This is a genomic window from Aminobacter carboxidus (assembly GCF_014863355.1).
In the GTDB taxonomy this organism is placed as follows: domain Bacteria; phylum Pseudomonadota; class Alphaproteobacteria; order Rhizobiales; family Rhizobiaceae; genus Aminobacter; species Aminobacter carboxidus.
In genome coordinates this window covers 412,762-428,490 of the sequence record NZ_JACZEP010000004.1, presented here as the reverse complement: position 1 = coordinate 428,490, position 15,729 = coordinate 412,762, and the positions used below count along the sequence as shown (strand labels likewise).

General features: G+C 63.8%; 15 protein-coding genes. 5 read left to right on the top strand and 10 right to left on the bottom strand.

Translation table 11 applies throughout. From position 1 onward, the window contains the following. Positions 1–7: 7 nt before the first annotated feature. The 9 genes from IHE39_RS16390 to exbB all read right to left on the bottom strand — a co-directional run bounded on the left by IHE39_RS16390 (position 8) and on the right by exbB (position 10,924). Complete coding sequence (locus IHE39_RS16390; protein WP_192567170.1) at positions 8–1,720, bottom strand: IucA/IucC family protein; 1,713 nt, start codon at positions 1,718–1,720, stop codon at positions 8–10. Beyond that, positions 1,704–3,485: an IucA/IucC family protein gene (locus IHE39_RS16385; protein WP_192567169.1), complete on the bottom strand. Its 1,782-nt coding sequence runs from the start codon at positions 3,483–3,485 to the stop codon at positions 1,704–1,706. Before IHE39_RS16385 ends, IHE39_RS16390 begins: the two co-directional genes overlap by 17 nt. Before the next feature lie 94 nt (positions 3,486–3,579). Further along, a complete protein-coding gene (locus tag IHE39_RS16380) occupies positions 3,580–3,864 on the bottom strand; it encodes a DUF2218 domain-containing protein (RefSeq protein WP_184770013.1) in 285 nt (94 codons plus the stop codon). Positions 3,865–3,932: 68 nt separating this feature from the next. Further along, on the bottom strand, positions 3,933–6,239 hold the full coding sequence (locus tag IHE39_RS16375; protein WP_192567168.1) for a TonB-dependent receptor: 2,307 nt from the start codon (positions 6,237–6,239) through the stop codon (positions 3,933–3,935). Between the two features lie 130 nt (positions 6,240–6,369). Then, positions 6,370–7,341, bottom strand: a complete 972-nt coding sequence (locus IHE39_RS16370; protein ID WP_192567167.1) for a FecR family protein — start codon at positions 7,339–7,341, stop codon at positions 6,370–6,372. 114 nt (positions 7,342–7,455) lie between these two features. After that, positions 7,456–7,959, bottom strand: coding sequence for an RNA polymerase sigma factor (locus IHE39_RS16365; protein WP_184770016.1), 504 nt, complete (start codon positions 7,957–7,959; stop codon positions 7,456–7,458). A gap of 373 nt (positions 7,960–8,332) precedes the next feature. Continuing rightward, complete coding sequence (locus IHE39_RS16360) at positions 8,333–9,244, bottom strand: energy transducer TonB family protein (protein ID WP_192567166.1); 912 nt, start codon at positions 9,242–9,244, stop codon at positions 8,333–8,335. Beyond that, positions 9,241–9,702, bottom strand: coding sequence for a TonB system transport protein ExbD (gene exbD / locus IHE39_RS16355; RefSeq protein ID WP_192567165.1), 462 nt, complete (start codon positions 9,700–9,702; stop codon positions 9,241–9,243). The genes IHE39_RS16360 and exbD overlap by 4 nt, the downstream gene beginning before the upstream one ends. 10 nt (positions 9,703–9,712) lie before the next feature. Then, entirely contained in the window at positions 9,713–10,924 is a 1,212-nt protein-coding gene (gene exbB / locus IHE39_RS16350; RefSeq protein WP_434781319.1) for a tonB-system energizer ExbB, read from the bottom strand. On the opposite strand from exbB, the gene IHE39_RS16345 reads away from it, so the two are divergent. Then, the gene (locus IHE39_RS16345) at positions 10,905–11,429 is read left to right on the top strand and encodes a hypothetical protein (RefSeq protein ID WP_192567164.1); all 525 of its coding nucleotides are present in this window, start codon (positions 10,905–10,907) and stop codon (positions 11,427–11,429) included. The two genes, exbB and IHE39_RS16345, sit on opposite strands and share 20 nt — an antisense overlap. Before the next feature lie 607 nt (positions 11,430–12,036). Here the strand turns inward: IHE39_RS16345 and IHE39_RS16340 are convergent. Then, positions 12,037–12,732: a TetR/AcrR family transcriptional regulator gene (locus IHE39_RS16340; protein ID WP_192567163.1), complete on the bottom strand. Its 696-nt coding sequence runs from the start codon at positions 12,730–12,732 to the stop codon at positions 12,037–12,039. Between the two features lie 196 nt (positions 12,733–12,928). Between IHE39_RS16340 and IHE39_RS16335 the strand changes: the two genes are divergently transcribed. The 4 genes from IHE39_RS16335 to IHE39_RS16320 all read left to right on the top strand — a co-directional run bounded on the left by IHE39_RS16335 (position 12,929) and on the right by IHE39_RS16320 (position 15,716). Beyond that, a complete protein-coding gene (locus tag IHE39_RS16335) occupies positions 12,929–13,414 on the top strand; it encodes a RidA family protein (protein WP_192567162.1) in 486 nt (161 codons plus the stop codon). A 327-nt stretch (positions 13,415–13,741) separates the two neighbouring features. Next, positions 13,742–13,951, top strand: coding sequence for a cold-shock protein (locus tag IHE39_RS16330; RefSeq protein WP_115729494.1), 210 nt, complete (start codon positions 13,742–13,744; stop codon positions 13,949–13,951). A 138-nt stretch (positions 13,952–14,089) separates the two neighbouring features. Next, complete coding sequence (locus IHE39_RS16325) at positions 14,090–14,311, top strand: hypothetical protein (RefSeq protein WP_184770031.1); 222 nt, start codon at positions 14,090–14,092, stop codon at positions 14,309–14,311. A 235-nt stretch (positions 14,312–14,546) separates the two neighbouring features. Then, a complete protein-coding gene (locus tag IHE39_RS16320; protein ID WP_192567161.1) occupies positions 14,547–15,716 on the top strand; it encodes an aminotransferase class I/II-fold pyridoxal phosphate-dependent enzyme in 1,170 nt (389 codons plus the stop codon). The last annotated feature ends 13 nt before the right edge of the window (positions 15,717–15,729 follow it).

Sequence of the window (15,729 nt, the reverse complement as noted above, 5' to 3'; positions counted from 1 at the left end):
TTTTCCTTCAGGCGTCGGGGGTGGAGAGGGGGTTGGAAACGGCGTGGCTCGACCGGCCGGTGTTCAGCTTGCGCGCCAGCAGGGCTTCGGCCGTGATTGTCGGGCGGGCCAGCCCGAGCCGGTCCTGGCGCGCGCCAAGGCCGTGGCTGGCGGCATATTCGGCCAGCATCCGTCGGACGGCTTTCCAGAAGTCGGCTTCGCGCAGGCCGTAGAACGTCTGCAGCAGGTGCGAGACCTCGGCCAGGTTGAAGACGAACAGCGCGTCCGTCACCAGTTCGCCGAGCGTCTCGACATCCTCCATCCAGTAGTACTGGTCGGGCAGTGCCGTGCGATAGGCCGGGTCGAGCGCCAGGAAGTCGGGCACCTTGTTTGGCTCGCGCAGGAAATCGTGTACGTACTCGACGCTGTCGTGGAAGTCGCGCAGCACCAGCCTCACCGGCCAGCCGTCGCGATGGATAAGCACCATGTTCTGGCCATGCGCTTCAGTGGCGATGCCGTGCCCGACGAGCAGGTGCCAGACCGGCAGGATGGCGACCTCAAGCAATTGTCCGAGCCAATTCCGGAAGCCGTGACGGTGCACCCACGCGTCGATGAACGGGCGTCCGTCATGCTCGGTCGCCATCAGCGCGTTGAACGGCACCGCCTGTTCGCCGTCGGCCAGCACCGAGGTGACGCTGCGGCGCCAGATCGCGGCAAGCTGGCCGGCTAGCGGTCCGTCGCGGCCGGCGATGATGCCGGCATACTCTTCGAGCACGGCTAGCGGATATGCCGTTTCGAACAGCGGGTCGCTGCCGACCACGTCGCCGAGCCAGCGCGATATCACCGGTGCCGTGCACACCGAATGCGGTTCGATCGTCCGCAGCGACGACGAGTTGCTCATGTTCATCGACAGCTTGACGTTGGCAGCTTCGGGCCGGTCCGCGTTGAGCAGCGTCCGGATCGACTGGCTCGCCGTGTAGAGGTCGCCCACGATGCCAGCGAAATGCGCGGTACCATTGGCGAGCCATGGCGCCAGCAGCGTGTCGCGCAGCGAAGTCCACTGCCACGGATGCAGCGGCAGCAGGTTATAGTCGTCCCAGGCAAGGCCAAGGCGGGCGCGCTCGCGATCGAGCCGGGCAAAGACCTCGCCGCCAAGCTCGGCAATCCAGAACGCGGCTTCATCCGCTGGCAAATTCTGGCTCACCTCGTCGCGCCGAACCAGCAGCCAGGCGAGCTGAAAGCTGTTGCCGGCCTCGGGGCCGAAATCGCGGTTGTCGCTTTCGCTGAAGCCCGTCCGCGCCTTGAAGCACGGGTGGTAGGCATGGCCCTCATGCAGCGCGCCTTCGAGCGCGGCAAAGCCGAGATCGCGTCGCGATGCTTGCCTCAGGTTGCGGTCGTTCCAGCTGCAATGGACCAGCGTGCCTTGCAGTTCGCTCAATAGCCGGCGCGTGGCTTCCGGAGAAGCCGGCAGGCTCGCCACCAGCTCGTCCAGCGTCGCTGCTTGCCAGGCTCCATCCCGCCTCTCGTTTTCGACCGAGCCGGCCGAAAGGCGGATACGGCCGAACGCGCCTTCCATGCCCGCGCAGCGAAAACGCTTATCGCCATGCGACCATGTGAAAGTGAGCTCGGCGCCGTTCTTGGCGACAGTCGCCTCGACGAGCCGCTCATACAGCGCGGCCTCGACAAGCTGCCTGGCCACGCGCTCGTCGGGGCGGCCGGGCAGGTCAAGAGGCAAGGGCACTGCCATCTCCGTGGTAGAGGCCGGCCATGATCGCAAACAGCGGATTGGGCTGGCGGGCGTAGAGCGAGCGCTCATTGCTGGTCTGCAACTCGTCGACGTCGAACAGCCGCGTCATCAAATTGGCCTTGAACGCCACCGTCGGCCGGTCGAGCACGCTGCGGACGAATTCGCGGCCGACGCCCGACGTCGTTCGCGACAGCACCTCCAGCCGGTCGCGCAGCATGTGCAGCAAGACCTCTTCGTCGATCAGGCCGTCATGCCCCATGCGGGCGATGACCGAGAAGATCTGGTTGACGATCAGGTAGTAGGCGAAGCGGTCCTGGATATCGCGGTCGTCGTAGTACAGCGAGGCGATCTCGGCTGCCTCCGGTACATACTGGCTCAGGCGTGCGCGATGGCGTTTCGAGAGGTAGAAGCCCTGGTTATCGCGATAGTAGCCGGTGGTGGGATAGCCCTGGCTGACATCGATCAGGCTGTTCTGCTGGTGTGCTTCGAGCGCCAGGCCGAAATCGTCATAGAGCATCACCAAGGGGTCGAGCGCGCAGTCGAGGTAGCGCTGGAACCAGTAGCGGCAGACCAGTTCCGGATGGGTGCCGTCCCTGAGGCACAGCTTCCTGATGATCCGTTCGAGCCGCGACTGTTCGCCAGGCAGCGGTTCGGCGGTGAGAGCTGCGATGGTGAGCTTGCCGCGACCCTTGCAGGCGACGAAGGGGTTTTCGCGCAGGATCACCTCGAAGCCGCTTTCGCTGCGGCCCGGCAGGTCGAGCGTGATGTAGGCCGGGTCGGCGATGACCTTGAAGCGACCATCGTCGCTGCCGATACCTGTCCGCTGCAAAAGCTTGGCCATGGCGACGCCGGCCTCCAGCTCCTTGCGGCTGTTGACCCTGAGCGAATTGGTGATCCGCACCGGCAGCGAGAATTTTGCCATCCACGGCAGGTCTTCATTGTAGACGGTGCGCACAGACGAGGTTGCGGTGAATTCTGGGCCGGCCGGACCGATGTGGCGCAGCTTGCCCGCCTTCTGGAGGCCGCGGATGCCGTCGTCGAGCAGCAGCGCCTCGGCCTGCAGCGGATGCATCGGCAGCAGTATCTCGCCCGGCCGTGTTTCGATCGCACCAGTGCCCACCAGCGAAGCGACGATCTCGGGCGCTGATGGCCCAGCGACCGATTTGTGGCTGACGACGGACGCATCGGCGGCGAAATAGACCAGCTGGAAATGGCCGCGCAGTTCCGGCGCGTAGCTCGGCTCCTGCCACGAAGTCATGCCTTGCCGGCTCTTCGGCGTCGGGTGCAGCGCGTGGCCGAACACCAGCGACTGTTCGGCTGCAATGAAGCTGTCGTCGTCCTCGTGGGGGCGATGCGCCTCGATGTAGCGCAGCGTCTGCTGGTAGCTCTGCAGCGCCCGGCCAAGCAGTTCGAGTTCGCAGCCGCGCATCGCGTCGCCGCGCTCGTCGTGCAATTGCCTGTAGGCCTCCTGCAGCAGCAGCTGCAGTGCGGCGAAGGGTTCGACGTGGCGCCAGCCGCCTTCCGTCGCGCGGCGCTGCCAGACCTGTCCGAAGCGGTGCGGACCACACAGCGAGTGCGAAACAAGCTCGGCGCGCAGCACAAGCTGCTGTGCTGCCAGAACCAGTTCTATGCAGTCGACGGGATCGTCCGTGCCGATCCGGTGTTGGGTCACCCTGCCGGGCGAGATTTCGCGGACATAGCAGTTCGCGAAATTCTGGAATGTCGCGTGTTCGGCAACCTGCCGCTGTGTGAGCTTCATCTGTCGTCACCACATGGTTTGACCGATAGAGTCCCTTGCAGCAGCTAGGTATCTGACGGATTTTCTCGGGAACGTCGGCGCTGGCTAACGAGCCTCAGGCACTCCACTGGACGGTGCGCTCCGGCTCGCGGAAGGCGAAGCGGGCGAGATGGTCGTCGATGACGGCCTTGGTCCGCGCCAGCTGATCGGCGTCGGGCGCATCCACTTCGATGACCAGCGCTGCCGCGTCAGCCTTCATCACGGCATGGCCGAACGGGAAATGGCATTCGCCATGCCCGTCGCCACGGCTCACCTCGATCTTGTGGGCAAAATGCTTGCACAGCTGGGTCAGGTACTTGGCGCCATGCTCGGTCTCGAACCGTCCCGTCGATTGAAACATCGTGTCTGTCCCTGTCCGTCCGTGCTGTCAGTTGAAATGGCCAATGGCAATGCCAGTGGCCATCAGTCTCAGAACTTGGCCGTTGCGCTCAGCCGGAATGACCGGCCCGGCTCCAGCAGGGGCTTCACATCATTAAACTCCTGGCCGTAGGTCGCGCGGCTGGCATAGTTCTCGTCAAACAGGTTCTTTACCTCACCGCGGAATGTCAGGTTCGGATGCGACTCTGGCTGGTACTCGACGAAGACGTTGACCACCTCGTGCCCTTCGATCCGCTTCGAGCCCTTCGGCACCTTGTCGTAGTCAAGGGCGATCTCGACGTCGCCGCCAACGGTTACGCCCCAGTCTTCGAAACGGTGTACCGCGGCGAGGGTGAATATCTGGCCGACCGGGGTCGCCAGGTAGTTGCCGAGGTAAGAATCCGCCGGTCCACCGTCGATGGTCACGTCGATGTTGACGTACTTGACGCTGAAATTCCCTGCACCCCAGTCATAACCGCCGGAGAGTGTGAAGCCCTGTGAGCGGACATCATGTGCCTCGATGGCTCGGCCGGGAGCCCAGTAGGCGGTGCGCGCGTCATAGATGTCGGTACGGAAGATGCCGCCCTCGAGGGTGAACCCTTCATAGGTCGCGACCAGCCCTGCGGTGAAGTTGTCCGATGTCACCGGCTTCGGACCGTCGCCGTATTTCCAGTTCGGATTGAAGTTGAAATTCTCGGCCAGCGGCACCCCGGCCCAGACGTGCGAATAGCCTGCCTTGGCGGTCAGGAAGTCTGGGATGAGGTCGTATTCGCCCGAGATGTTGCCGCTCAGCCCGGCATTGGTCCACTCCTGGCCAGTGGTACCTTCGAACCACTGGTTGTCGCCGCGCGCGCCAAACGACAGCCGCGTGCGCTCCCATGGCTCGAGACGGGCCTGGGCATAGAAGCCGACATTGCTGGCATGCTCGGTGGATGAATCTTCCTTCGCGTCCAGATCGGCGGTGTCCTTGTAGAAGTCGAAGCCGGCGGTGATGCTGCCCATGTCGAGCGCGAAGCGATTTTCTGCCTTGCCGTTAAGGCTCTCGGTCTTGCCAATACCGGTATAAGTGGCTGAAACGGTGCTCGGTGCCACGGGCCTCGGATAGATGAGCGTCTCCACCGTCGCGCTCGTGTAGGCGATCACCACTTTCGGATCCCACCATCCTTCGGGTGAATCGTCAGTGAACGTGAAGACGGTGCTGCTGCGGTCCAGCGTGTAGTCGCGGATCTTCGGCTCCCAGTACTTGGGAGGATCGAGCTCGCCCATGTTGGCGCGGAACGGCCTTGGAGCATCATCGCGCAGTTGCTCGTGACTCAACTCGAAGCGATGGCCGTTTTCCGCCTGGTAGGCGACCTTGCCGATGCCGCTCAGCAGGTTGGCGCTGGTGCCGCCGACTTCGCTGCCGTTGCCGGCGGTGTAGTTGTCGCCCTTGGCGAAGTTCAGGTAGCCGAAAAACTCGAAGCCGTCCTTCATGCCGAATGCCGACAGGCCGACGGTCGAGGTCTTGCTGTTGAAGTCATAGGTGCCGGTGACCAGCCCGCCGAGGCTCTTGCCCGGCTCGAGCAGGTCGCGCGCATCCTTGGTTTCGTAGGCGATCGAGCCGCCGAGCGCGCCGGGACCGGCATCGGCCGGCGCCACACCCGCATCGACGCTGACTGCCTTCAGCAGCGAGGGATCGATCAGGTTGGTCGCGTTGTGGTGGAAGACCTTATTGTTCTGCCGGGCTCCGTCGACTGTAACCGCAAGATTGGTCTCTTCGATGCCTTGGACATAGACCTTTTGCGACATCGGCAGCGAGCTGCCGACAGCGACCTTGGGCTCGTTGGCGAACACTTCCTGCAGGTCGACAGGGCTCTTCTGCGCCAGATCCTCAGCCGTGATCTGGACGTTGTTGACGCTGCCGCCGGAGCCGAGAGTGGTCACGTCGATCGTATCGAGAACCAGCGCGCCATTGGCCGATACGCTGAGCCCGGCGGTCGCGGCGCTTGCGGTGGCCGACTGGACAGAAACCGTGTTGGGGCCAGTGAAGCGATAGTTCAGCCCGCTGCCGGCGAGCAGACTTTGCAGTGCCTGTTCGGGTGAGAGATTGCCCGAGACCGCAGCTGCGCGGGCCGATCCGATTTCAGCGGTGCCGAACGCGATCTGCAGGCCGGTCTGGGCGGCGAGCTGTTTCAGCGACTGGCCGAGCGGCTGTGCCGGCAGGTTGATGCTCTGCGCGCGCGTGGCCGACTGCGCATGGGCCACGCTCATCGGCGCCGCAACAATCAGCATGCCCGCCCCGAGCGCCGTACCCACCAGAAGCCGCGCCAGCAGGCGCCCCGACGCCGTGCCGCCAAAATCCAAGTTGCTGTTGCCCATCGCGCTGGTCCCCAAAAAATCATGCGCCCCATCCACCGAGCGCCCTCGATGGTGTGACGCGCGGCGGGGCCAACTGCCTAAACAGCCAGTTGCGATTTTTCTGAAATAAGTTGGGTCGAGTTCGTTGGGATCAGGAGATGACGATGACGACGCCTGGAACCCGGTGCACGGTCATCCCTTGCGTCTGGGCCAGAGCTTCGATCGCGTCATGGGCGTCGCGTGTCAGGAACACGGCGCTGACCGGGCTCGCGTCATGCGTGTGCGTGGCGATGACGAGGCGCTCGGGGATATAGCGGCCAAGCTCGCCGACCGCGCTGCTGAACGGTCTGCCCTCGAACACCACGCGGCCGCCGCGCCAGGCCAGTTCGCTCGCAAGGTTCACCTCGGCTGCCGCGATCGGCGCTTCGCCACTGAGGTAGCGTGTCTGCTGGCCGGGCGCGAGCGACACGGTGTTGGCCAGGGCATGCTTGTCACCGGCCGTGACGGCAATCGCTCCAGCCGACGCCGTGACAGTCACTTCGTCGGCGATGGAGCGCACGGTATAGGTGCCTTCGAAGGCATCGCTGTTGCCGCCAAGCGCTGCGACCCGGAACGGCGCGCCGGTGTCCGGCCTGACCGAGAACTCCACTTCGCCCGAGAGCAGGTTCACCAGGCGCAGGCCCGGCTGGAAGTCGACGTCGACGGCGCTGTTGGTGTTGAGCAGCATTGTCGAGCGGTCGGGCAGGGTGGCGGTCACCTGCTCGCCGGCGCCGGTTGTGAAGTCCGACCGCATCCAGCTCAGCACGCGCGGCGCAGCGACCGCCGCCGCCGAGGCGGCCACGGCACCGCCAACGAGAAATGTGCGCCGGCTGACAGCCTGGCGCTGTCTTGGCGCAGTTACTGAAGTGGCATCCAGGCCGCTGCCATCCACGTTCTGCAGCAACTGCCAGAATTCCTTTTCGCGGGCGAATGCGCGCGCATGCTCCGGCGACTGGGCGCGCCAGGCGTGGAATCGGTCAAGATCCTGCCGGCGGACATTGCCGGCGGTCAGTCGTACGATCCAGTCGCGCGCATCCAGTGCGACGCCACGGTCGATTTCGGATCGTTGTTGCCCTTTGCCCATCACCAGTCACGTAAGCGGTGCCCATCTGTTTGGGCACACTAACCATCTTGCTATCATAGACACGCGAGATGGCACCACGCCTAAGCGTCACGGCAAAATAAATCTTGGATCAGGTCAGCCGTTGCTGTCGCGCAGCTCGGCCAGGCGTTCGACAACCCGCCGGATATGGTAGTAGACCGCCTCGTCGCTGATGCCGAGCTGGCGGGCGATCTCACGGTGCGAGATGCCGTTGACGCGGTTCATCAGGAAGATGCGTCGGCTTCTTTCCGGCATCGTCTGCAGTGCCTTGTCGACGGCGCGCAGCATGTCGCGGCCCATGACGATGCGTTCGGGCGAGATTTCGTCGACCGACGCCGACAAAAGATCGTTGACCTCGGCGTCGATCTCGCTGCGCCGCTGCTGCTTGCGGAAGTGCCCGATGGCGGCATTCTTCGCCGCCTGCATGGTGAAGGCGGCATGGTTGTCGATGGCATCGTCGTTGCGGACATTGGACAGCCGGATCCACGTATCCTGAACGATGTCTTCAGCGGTCGCGCTGCAGCCGACGCGGCCGCGCGTCAGCGCCTCGATGCGCGGACGCAACGTAGCAAAGCTGGACATCAGCCTGGTGAGTGCCATTTTTCTCACTCTTGTTTTTGCACCAGTTCCGATCGCGCATGCCTGGGGCGGCTGCGACAGAGGTTCGATAGGCCATCAAAAAAGTGCCTGCAACCCCAACACCTTAGGGAAATCTCCGGCGTTGCCGGGACTCCGGCCTAAAACCTTCCTGTTTTTATCATGTTTAGTGTTTGATTCTGCTGGACTAACCGCGACGGCCGCTGGGCGGCCCGCATCAATTGTCGCAGCAACAAAGTTTTACGGGTGTAGCAGAAACAACACAGGATGCTTGCCGGGAGGCAAGCCCGTCGCCAACCGGCCCTGTCGGCCGGCTGCGAGCAGCAATCATGCGATGAAGCCTGCACTGCCCCATGACCCACGGGGCAGGCGGCTGTTAGCGCTTGAAATCGATGGGCACCACGATGCTCGTCGGCACCGCCGGCGGCGGCGCCGGTATCGGCGACGAACGGCGGACCAAACTGACGGCGGCTTCGTCCAGCGCCGGGTCGCCCGACGAATTGAGCAGCTTCACCGACAGCACGTCGCCGCCGGCATTGAACGAGAACTGCACCTGGACAACGCCCCGGTTGCGCGCGTTGCGCGGCTTGTGCCTGTTCAGATGGGCAAACACGCGCGATTGCCAGCGCGCCGGCGACATCGCCTTGCCGCCGCCCTGGCCGGGCGCGGGTGCGCGTACGCTGTCGGCATTCTGTGCCGACTTCTTCGCGGCGGGAGCGCTCGGCGCCGGCTTCTTCTCGACCTTGGCTTGCTTGACCGGCTCCGGCTTCTTCTGCACCGGCTTCTTTTCGCGGACCGGCTTTTCCACCGGCTTCGGCTTCTTGACCTCTGGACGCGGTTCAGGGATCGCCATCGCCACCTCGGGCAGCGGTGCCTCGACGATGTCGGGGATCACTTCCTCGATTGGTTCGGCCTCGGTGACCTCTTCCAGCGGTTCCGGCGTCAGTTCGGCGACCTGCTCGAGCGGTTCAACGGGCTCGGTCACCGGCTCGACGGGATCGGGCGGAATGGTCTCGGATACTTCCTCGACGCTTTCGGCCGCTGCGCTGTCGACCATGTCGGTGGCGTCCTGCTGCACGGCCTCTGGAGCCATCGCCATCGGCGCGAGGTCGATCATCACGGCCGATTGGGCCTGCATGTCTTCCATCATCATCGGCGGCTGCTGGTTGAGATACCAGGCACCGGCCATGTGGACGGAGAGGATGACGGCTGCTGCCGTCGACCACAACACGGCCTCGCCACGGCTGATGCCGCCGAAGCTGAACGCCTCGTGAGTTGCCGCGCTCATTGCGGTTGACCTTCATTGGTCGCGGGCGGGGTGGCCTGCACCTGCTCCAGCCCGACCAGCGCGATCTTGAGATAGCCTGCGCCGCGCAGCAGGTTCATCACTTCCATCAGCTCGCCATAGTCGACGCCACGGTCGGCGCGTAGGAAGATGCGGCTTTCCTTGTCGCTCTTGGCGGCAATGTCGAGCTGCTGCTGGAAAGCGGTGCGGGCAACCGTGTCCTGGCCGATCGAAATGCTGAGGTCTTCCTTCAGCGTCACGTAGAGCGGTTCTTCCGGGCGCGGCGTCGCCGTTGCCGTCGAGGCCGGCAGGTCGACATTGACGTCGACCGTCGCCAGTGGTGCGGCGACCATGAAGATGATCAGCAGCACCAGCATGACGTCGATGAACGGTGTCACGTTGATCTCGTGGTTCTCCTGGAGATCGTCCTCGTCAACCTGCTGTCTGATGCCGCCGGCCATGGCCCGTCTCCTACACAGCGACCGCGGGCGCGATGCGCCCGTTGCCGCGCACGGCTTCATTCGCCGGCTGCGAGCGCTCGCTGCGCTGCGGCTGGCGGTCGAGATCGCGGCTGACCAAGCGCTGCACGCCAGCGGCGGCGTCGGCGAGGCCCTGGCGGTAGCCGGTGATCGAGCGGGCGAAGACATTGTAGATCACGACAGCCGGGATGGCGGCGATCAGGCCGACGGCGGTCGCCAGCAGCGCTTCGGCGATGCCGGGTGCGACAACCGCGAGGTTGGTGGTCTGTGATTCCGAGATGCCGATGAACGAGTTCATGATGCCCCAGACGGTGCCGAACAGGCCGACGAAAGGTGCCGTCGAGCCGATGGTGGCGAGCACGCCGGTGCCGCGGCTGAGGCGGCGACCGGCCTGCGCCTGGATGCGCATCAGCCGCGACTCGACGCGCTCCTTGATGCCGGAAGCGTCGGCCTGGCCGAATTCGTGGCCCGACATTTCGAACTCCTCGACGGCGGCGCGAACAAGCACGCTGCCGATGCCGGCTCGGTCGCCGAGCGCCTGCGAAGCGTCGGCCAGCCTGCGGGCATGAAGAATGCCGCGCAGCGCCTTCTTCAGCCGCGCCTTGGAAGCGGCGATCTCGAGCGACTTGGCAAGCCACACCGTCCAGGTGATCAGCGAGGCGAAAGCAAGGCCGATCATCACCGCCTTGACCACCCAGTCGGCGGCCATGAACATGCCCCACGGCGACAGGTCATGCGGCAGCAGGCTCTTGGGGACGTCGGTGCCGGCGGGCGCGCCGACGGTCGTGTCGATGGGCGTCGACACGGCAGGCTGCCCGGCTTCCGGAGCCACTGCCGGTGCAGTCGCTGCTGGATCGCTGGCAACGGTACCTGGTTGCGCTGCGCCGTTGCCAGTCGGCTGAGCCGGCTCGGCTGCAGGTGCTCCGGAATTCGTCGTGGGCGTGGAAGCAGCAGCAGGCGCGGCCTGCGCTGCGGGCTGGCCGGCCGGCGTCTCGGCAGCTACCGCAGGCGGATTGGTCTGGGCCACCGGAGCGGCCGTGGCAGGTGCCGAAGGCTCGACCGTTGCTGGCGCGCTCTGCTGGGCGAAAGCGGCGCCGGCACTCAAGACGACGCACAGTGCTGCCGCGATGACATGCATCGAGCGACCGCGACATTGCGACGGAAAAGCCGTCCCGGCGCTTGTGATGCCCCAGATGCTTCTCATGTCCGCAGTCTCCGATCGCAACGAAATGACTCAAAGGCAGGTGTTGTGCCGGGCCTCTAACATTGTTGAGTTCTTTAATCAAGAAAAGCACCAAAGAAACATGAGCATGACACACCAGAATTCACGCGTCGAGCCGAGTTCCGGCTGCACCCTGTCTGCCTCGGTGGGGGAATCCATGGCAGCGGCACATTTTGCTTCGATGATGCTGGGTTTTGGCTTGAGCCTCGCAGCCCCGCCCATGGCGCATGCCATCGTCGAGCTCGATCCCGTCGTGTGGCCGAGCCTTGCAGCGTCTCAGAGGGCCTGGATGAATTGCGCGCTGAACACTGCCGAAGAGCTGCTGACCACGGCTCCTGCCCTGAACTCGACTGCCATCGCCTACAGGGCGATCGCCTCCTGTCGCAAGGGCGAAGACCTCATGGAGGAGGCCATGTTCGACGACCGCAGCATTTTCGGGACTACCACGCCGTCACGCGCATGGCTGCCAGACTCCGCAAGGCACTGATCGAGTATCTCGACCATTCCCGCAGCGCAGTGCCTGCTGTGAACCCATGAAGCGCTCGCGCCTTGAAACAGCGAAGGCCTGCCGGGAGGGGGTCGCGGCAGGCCCCGCTGATGAAGCGAAAAGGTGGTTCTGGGTCTTCGCTCCATGGCCTCAACCCATTGGGTCGCCATAGGGTTCCTCCCAACAAGCAAATAGAGGCGGCAAAGTCGGTGTCGTCTCGCCGAAAGAGGGGCCGAGACGATGTCCTATCGCCGAACGCAAAATGGGAAGATTCACCATTTGTTAACCCAATCCTTGCTCGCCAGATGATTTTAGTGCTCACTAATGTTGCTGGGGGATTTCTGGGAATGGCGGGGATTGCAGCCAATGAGATATCGCGAAGTGCAGGAGCAGCTAAGGCTGGTTGGAATTCTCATGAGCAAGAGAGGCGGGAGCCATCGGGTCAACCATTTCGGTGGCGGCCCGGAGACGGCATACCTTACACCTGACCTTGACGAGGCCCTCCGCGCCGGCCTGTCCATGGCCAGGCCAAAGCATCTGCCCAAGAATTGGTGCATGCAGCGCTAGCAGGAAGGGCCCACCGTCTCGCCCGGCAAATGACGAATGTTCATTGCCTTGGGGCAAGGCCGTCGAGCAGGAAGTCGAGGCCTTGCCGGAAGGTGCCGTCCCAATCGCTGTCCAGCAGCAGGCGAGAGCGTTCGATGGTCGGGTAGCGCTCGCTGAGGCCTGTGAGGCGCTGTTGTGCTGCGGCCTTGTCGTCGTCCGACAGCTCGAAGCTCGCCCGGGTGATGGTGGAGCCCATCACATGGTTCCACAGCGACCAGATCGCGACGTTCAGGTCGGCATCCGCCACACCGGCCTCTGACAAGGTCCTGCTCAGCAGTTCCAGGCGACCGAGGATGTTCGGTCCGAGCGCCCGGCGCGGCAGCAGCGATGCCGACCAGGGATGGCGCAGCATGCTGGTGCGCCAGTCTTCGAGCACATGGATGACCTCCGCGCGCCACTCCTGAGGCTCTGTCGCTTCAGGCGCTCCGCGATACTCGAGCACCTTGTCGAGCGCCAGGTCAAAGACATCCTCCTTGTTGTCGACGTGCCAGTACAGGCTCATCACGCCCGAGCCGAGGCGCTCGGCCAGCCGCCGCATCGTCAATCCGTCGATCCCCTGGGCATCCAGGAGCTCGACCGCGGTCACGACGATGCGCTCCAGCGAGAGCGGCGGTTCATTGCGCGGTTCCTGCACCGGCCGGGGCAATTCACCGGGCCGGGCCCGTTTGCTCTGGGCGCCGCTACGTTTGGCCACCATTCGTCTTCCTCGCAGGTCGGAGCCGCGTTTTTGGCAGGCAGCGTCAGGAATGTCGATGCCGTGCAGTTGACTCGTACGACGTACCATACGACAAATTGCACATCGTACGAGTCATCCTGTCGACGATGTGTCGAAGGTCGATCGTGCAGGCATTGAGGGCACGTTGCTCCCGGTCTGCAGAGCCAAGAGAGAATTCATGTCACGCGCAATCAAGCACCTGCTTATCGGAGGCCTCATCATGACCATGGCAGTTCCCACCATAACGACAGCCAACGAGAGCGATCTCAAGTTGACCATCGTCAATCCACCGAGCCTGTATGATCCCTCGCCGAACGGCTACAGCACGGCGGTGATCGTGCCCGCCGGTGCCCGGGTGGCCTACATTTCAGGGCAGGGCGGCCAGGATGCCACCGGCGGCCTGTCGCCCGACTTCGCCGTCCAGGTGAAGCAGGCCTACGCCAATTTGCGCAGCGCGCTCGATGCACTCGGCGCCAAGCCCGATCAGGTCGCCAAGCTCACCGTGTTCGTGGTCGATCACGACATGTCCAAGCTCGGCGTGCTGACCGAGAGCGTCAAGGAAATGTTCGGCGACACGCTGCCGGCGCAGACCCTGATCCCCGTTCCCAAGCTGGCCGTCGACCCGATGCTGTTCGAGGTTGAAGCCGTCGTCATGCTGAAATAGCAGCCCCGGTCCGTCTGGCGCGACGATGCATCGTCGCTCGACATCGATGTCTGGCCGTCAATGGAGATGCGGCCGCGCCGGTGGCCCTGCATCCCGTCGAGATGGCAATTCCCCTTCACGGGGCGGCCGTTTTCGCGAGCAGAATAATAAAATTGACAGCGACAGCTAATGAATATAAATACCGGTTGTCGATATTTGCTTGTTCGATTTTTGTTATTGCGCAAAGACGCTGTGCGCCAACGAACATCCCTTCAAATAAAATCGCGATGTAAACAGCCACGCAGTCGCTTGGCTGTCGATCAATATTGCCATGAAAAGGGGTTTGTTATGACCACTGGCACAGTGAAATGGTTCAATGCTACCAAGGGCTTCGGCTTCATTCAGCCTGACAACGGCGGCCCGGACGTGTTCGTCCACATCTCCGCTGTCGAGCGGGCTGGCATGCGCGAAATCGTCGAAGGCCAGAAGATCGCCTACGAGATGGAGCGCGACAACAAGTCGGGCAAGATGTCTGCGGGTCAGCTGCAGGCTGCCTGATCGGTCTTTGTGCCCTTCGGTGACCACGGATGTACTGGCACCGTCATAGGGCGCGAGCGACTAAAAAAGCCAGGCAATTGCCTGGCTTTTTTGTTGGCAGCGCTCAGGCCGTTTTTTCGAAACTGTAGGGATACAAGCATGACCGACTCCCAGAGCAAGGCACGAGAGCAGGCCGAGTCAGCCTTTGGCAAGACGCAGTCGCAATCTCTGGCCCGCAACCGGATCAACTCCGAGATGGATGCCGTCGTTCAGCAGCGCGAGGAAAAGACACTGCGCTTACGCGCCTTGCGGCTGGAAAAGGAAGCCGAGCTTGCGGCAAGTGCAGCGTCCGCTGGTGCCGGCAAATCTGCCAGGAAGTAGAAACAAGATCAGCGGTTGGGCGGTCAGCAATGGCTGGCCGCGCCAGGGTCGCGCATTCCCTCGCGTCGTTCGTCCAGGCGCTCACCGTTGTCGAGATCTGAACCTCCGGCTGCTGCCAAGGCTGCTCGACCGGCCGAATCCGCTCCATGCGAGCGGGTTACTGGGCTCGCCTGAACGCCCCGTTTACTCCGGCGCTGCCCAGGCGCATGCTTTGCCGAGCATCGGGAGCGACCCTATGAGCATTCTGTCCGCACGAGCGATTTCGTCGGCCGACGCCATCGACACGGTCTTCAGGTTCTTCAACAGCTATCGCGACGGCGTCGACGACAAGGATGTGCGCGCCGATCTCACTTTCGGCAATCCGCATGAGATGCCGCTGCCGGCGATGGTGGCGGCGATCCAGGCTAGGATGGAGCCGAAAAGCGCGAACTGGTTCGCTTACAAGACCAGCGAAGAGGAACCGCGCACGGTGATTGCCGAGGCTCTTGGCGCCGAACTCGGGCTGCCGTTCTGCCCCGAGGACATCGCGATGACACAGGGCGCCTTCGGGGCGATCGCGCTTGCCTTTTCCCTGCTGCTTGACCCTGGCGACGAATGCATCATCCCGCTGCCGGGCTGGTTCTGCTACGCCACCACGCTGCGCGCCCGCAATGCTGTACCGGTCCCGGCCCCGCTCGCCGAAGGAACATTCGACCTCGACGTGGCTGTCATCGAGGCTGCGATCTCGCCGCGCACACGGATCGTGGTGGTCAACACGCCGCACAATCCGACGGGCGTCATCTACAGCCGGGAACGCCTGGCCGAACTCGCCGCCATGCTCAACCGGAAGTCGGCGGAGTTTGGCCGCCCGATCTTCATCCTGTCCGACGAACCCTATCGCCGCATCCGCTTTGACGGCGTGCCGTTCACCAGCCCCGCCGCCGTCTATCCCCACACGCTCATCGACTACAGCTACGCCAAGATCCTGCTCGCCCCGGGCCTGCGCATCGGCTACCTCGCAATCTGCCCGTCCATGCCCGAAGCCGACAAGCAAGCCCTGCGTGCCGCGGCGTTGACGTCGCAGGTTGGTGGCGGCTGGAATTTTCCCGATGCGCCGCTGCAATATGCGGTCGGCGATCTTGAAAGGATGAGCATCGACATCGGTGAACTGCAGCGTAAACGCGACCGGCTGCACGGCGCGCTGACGCAGTGGGGCTACTGTATGACCAAGCCAGAAGGGACATTCTACCTCTGGGGCCGCGCGCCGCGCGGCGATGCGGTTGGGTTCACCCGCAGACTGGCGGACCATGGTGTCTTCGTGATGCCGGGAACGCTCTTCGACCGGCCCACGGATTTCCGGATCAGCCTGACCGGCACCGCAGACATGATCGAGGCCAGCCTTCCTGTCTTCGAGGCTGCAACCTAACGCCGTCTAAATC

What these genes read in the sequence shown, in the direction of transcription:
- IHE39_RS16330 (WP_115729494.1), top strand. Translation starts at nt 13,742, where the DNA reads ATGACCACTGGCACAGTGAAATGGTTCAATGCTACCAAGGGCTTCGGC.
- IHE39_RS16365 (WP_184770016.1), bottom strand. Translation starts at nt 7,959, where the DNA reads ATGGCACTCACCAGGCTGATGTCCAGCTTTGCTACGTTGCGTCCGCGC.
- IHE39_RS16370 (WP_192567167.1), bottom strand. Translation starts at nt 7,341, where the DNA reads ATGGGCAAAGGGCAACAACGATCCGAAATCGACCGTGGCGTCGCACTG.
- IHE39_RS16345 (WP_192567164.1), top strand. Translation starts at nt 10,905, where the DNA reads ATGCCCCAGATGCTTCTCATGTCCGCAGTCTCCGATCGCAACGAAATG.
- IHE39_RS16360 (WP_192567166.1), bottom strand. Translation starts at nt 9,244, where the DNA reads ATGAGCGCGGCAACTCACGAGGCGTTCAGCTTCGGCGGCATCAGCCGT.
- IHE39_RS16335 (WP_192567162.1), top strand. Translation starts at nt 12,929, where the DNA reads ATGTCACGCGCAATCAAGCACCTGCTTATCGGAGGCCTCATCATGACC.
- IHE39_RS16380 (WP_184770013.1), bottom strand. Translation starts at nt 3,864, where the DNA reads ATGTTTCAATCGACGGGACGGTTCGAGACCGAGCATGGCGCCAAGTAC.
- IHE39_RS16385 (WP_192567169.1), bottom strand. Translation starts at nt 3,485, where the DNA reads ATGAAGCTCACACAGCGGCAGGTTGCCGAACACGCGACATTCCAGAAT.
- IHE39_RS16340 (WP_192567163.1), bottom strand. Translation starts at nt 12,732, where the DNA reads ATGGTGGCCAAACGTAGCGGCGCCCAGAGCAAACGGGCCCGGCCCGGT.
- IHE39_RS16375 (WP_192567168.1), bottom strand. Translation starts at nt 6,239, where the DNA reads ATGGGCAACAGCAACTTGGATTTTGGCGGCACGGCGTCGGGGCGCCTG.
- IHE39_RS16320 (WP_192567161.1), top strand. Translation starts at nt 14,547, where the DNA reads ATGAGCATTCTGTCCGCACGAGCGATTTCGTCGGCCGACGCCATCGAC.
- IHE39_RS16325 (WP_184770031.1), top strand. Translation starts at nt 14,090, where the DNA reads ATGACCGACTCCCAGAGCAAGGCACGAGAGCAGGCCGAGTCAGCCTTT.
- exbD (WP_192567165.1), bottom strand. Translation starts at nt 9,702, where the DNA reads ATGGCCGGCGGCATCAGACAGCAGGTTGACGAGGACGATCTCCAGGAG.
- exbB (WP_434781319.1), bottom strand. Translation starts at nt 10,924, where the DNA reads ATGAGAAGCATCTGGGGCATCACAAGCGCCGGGACGGCTTTTCCGTCG.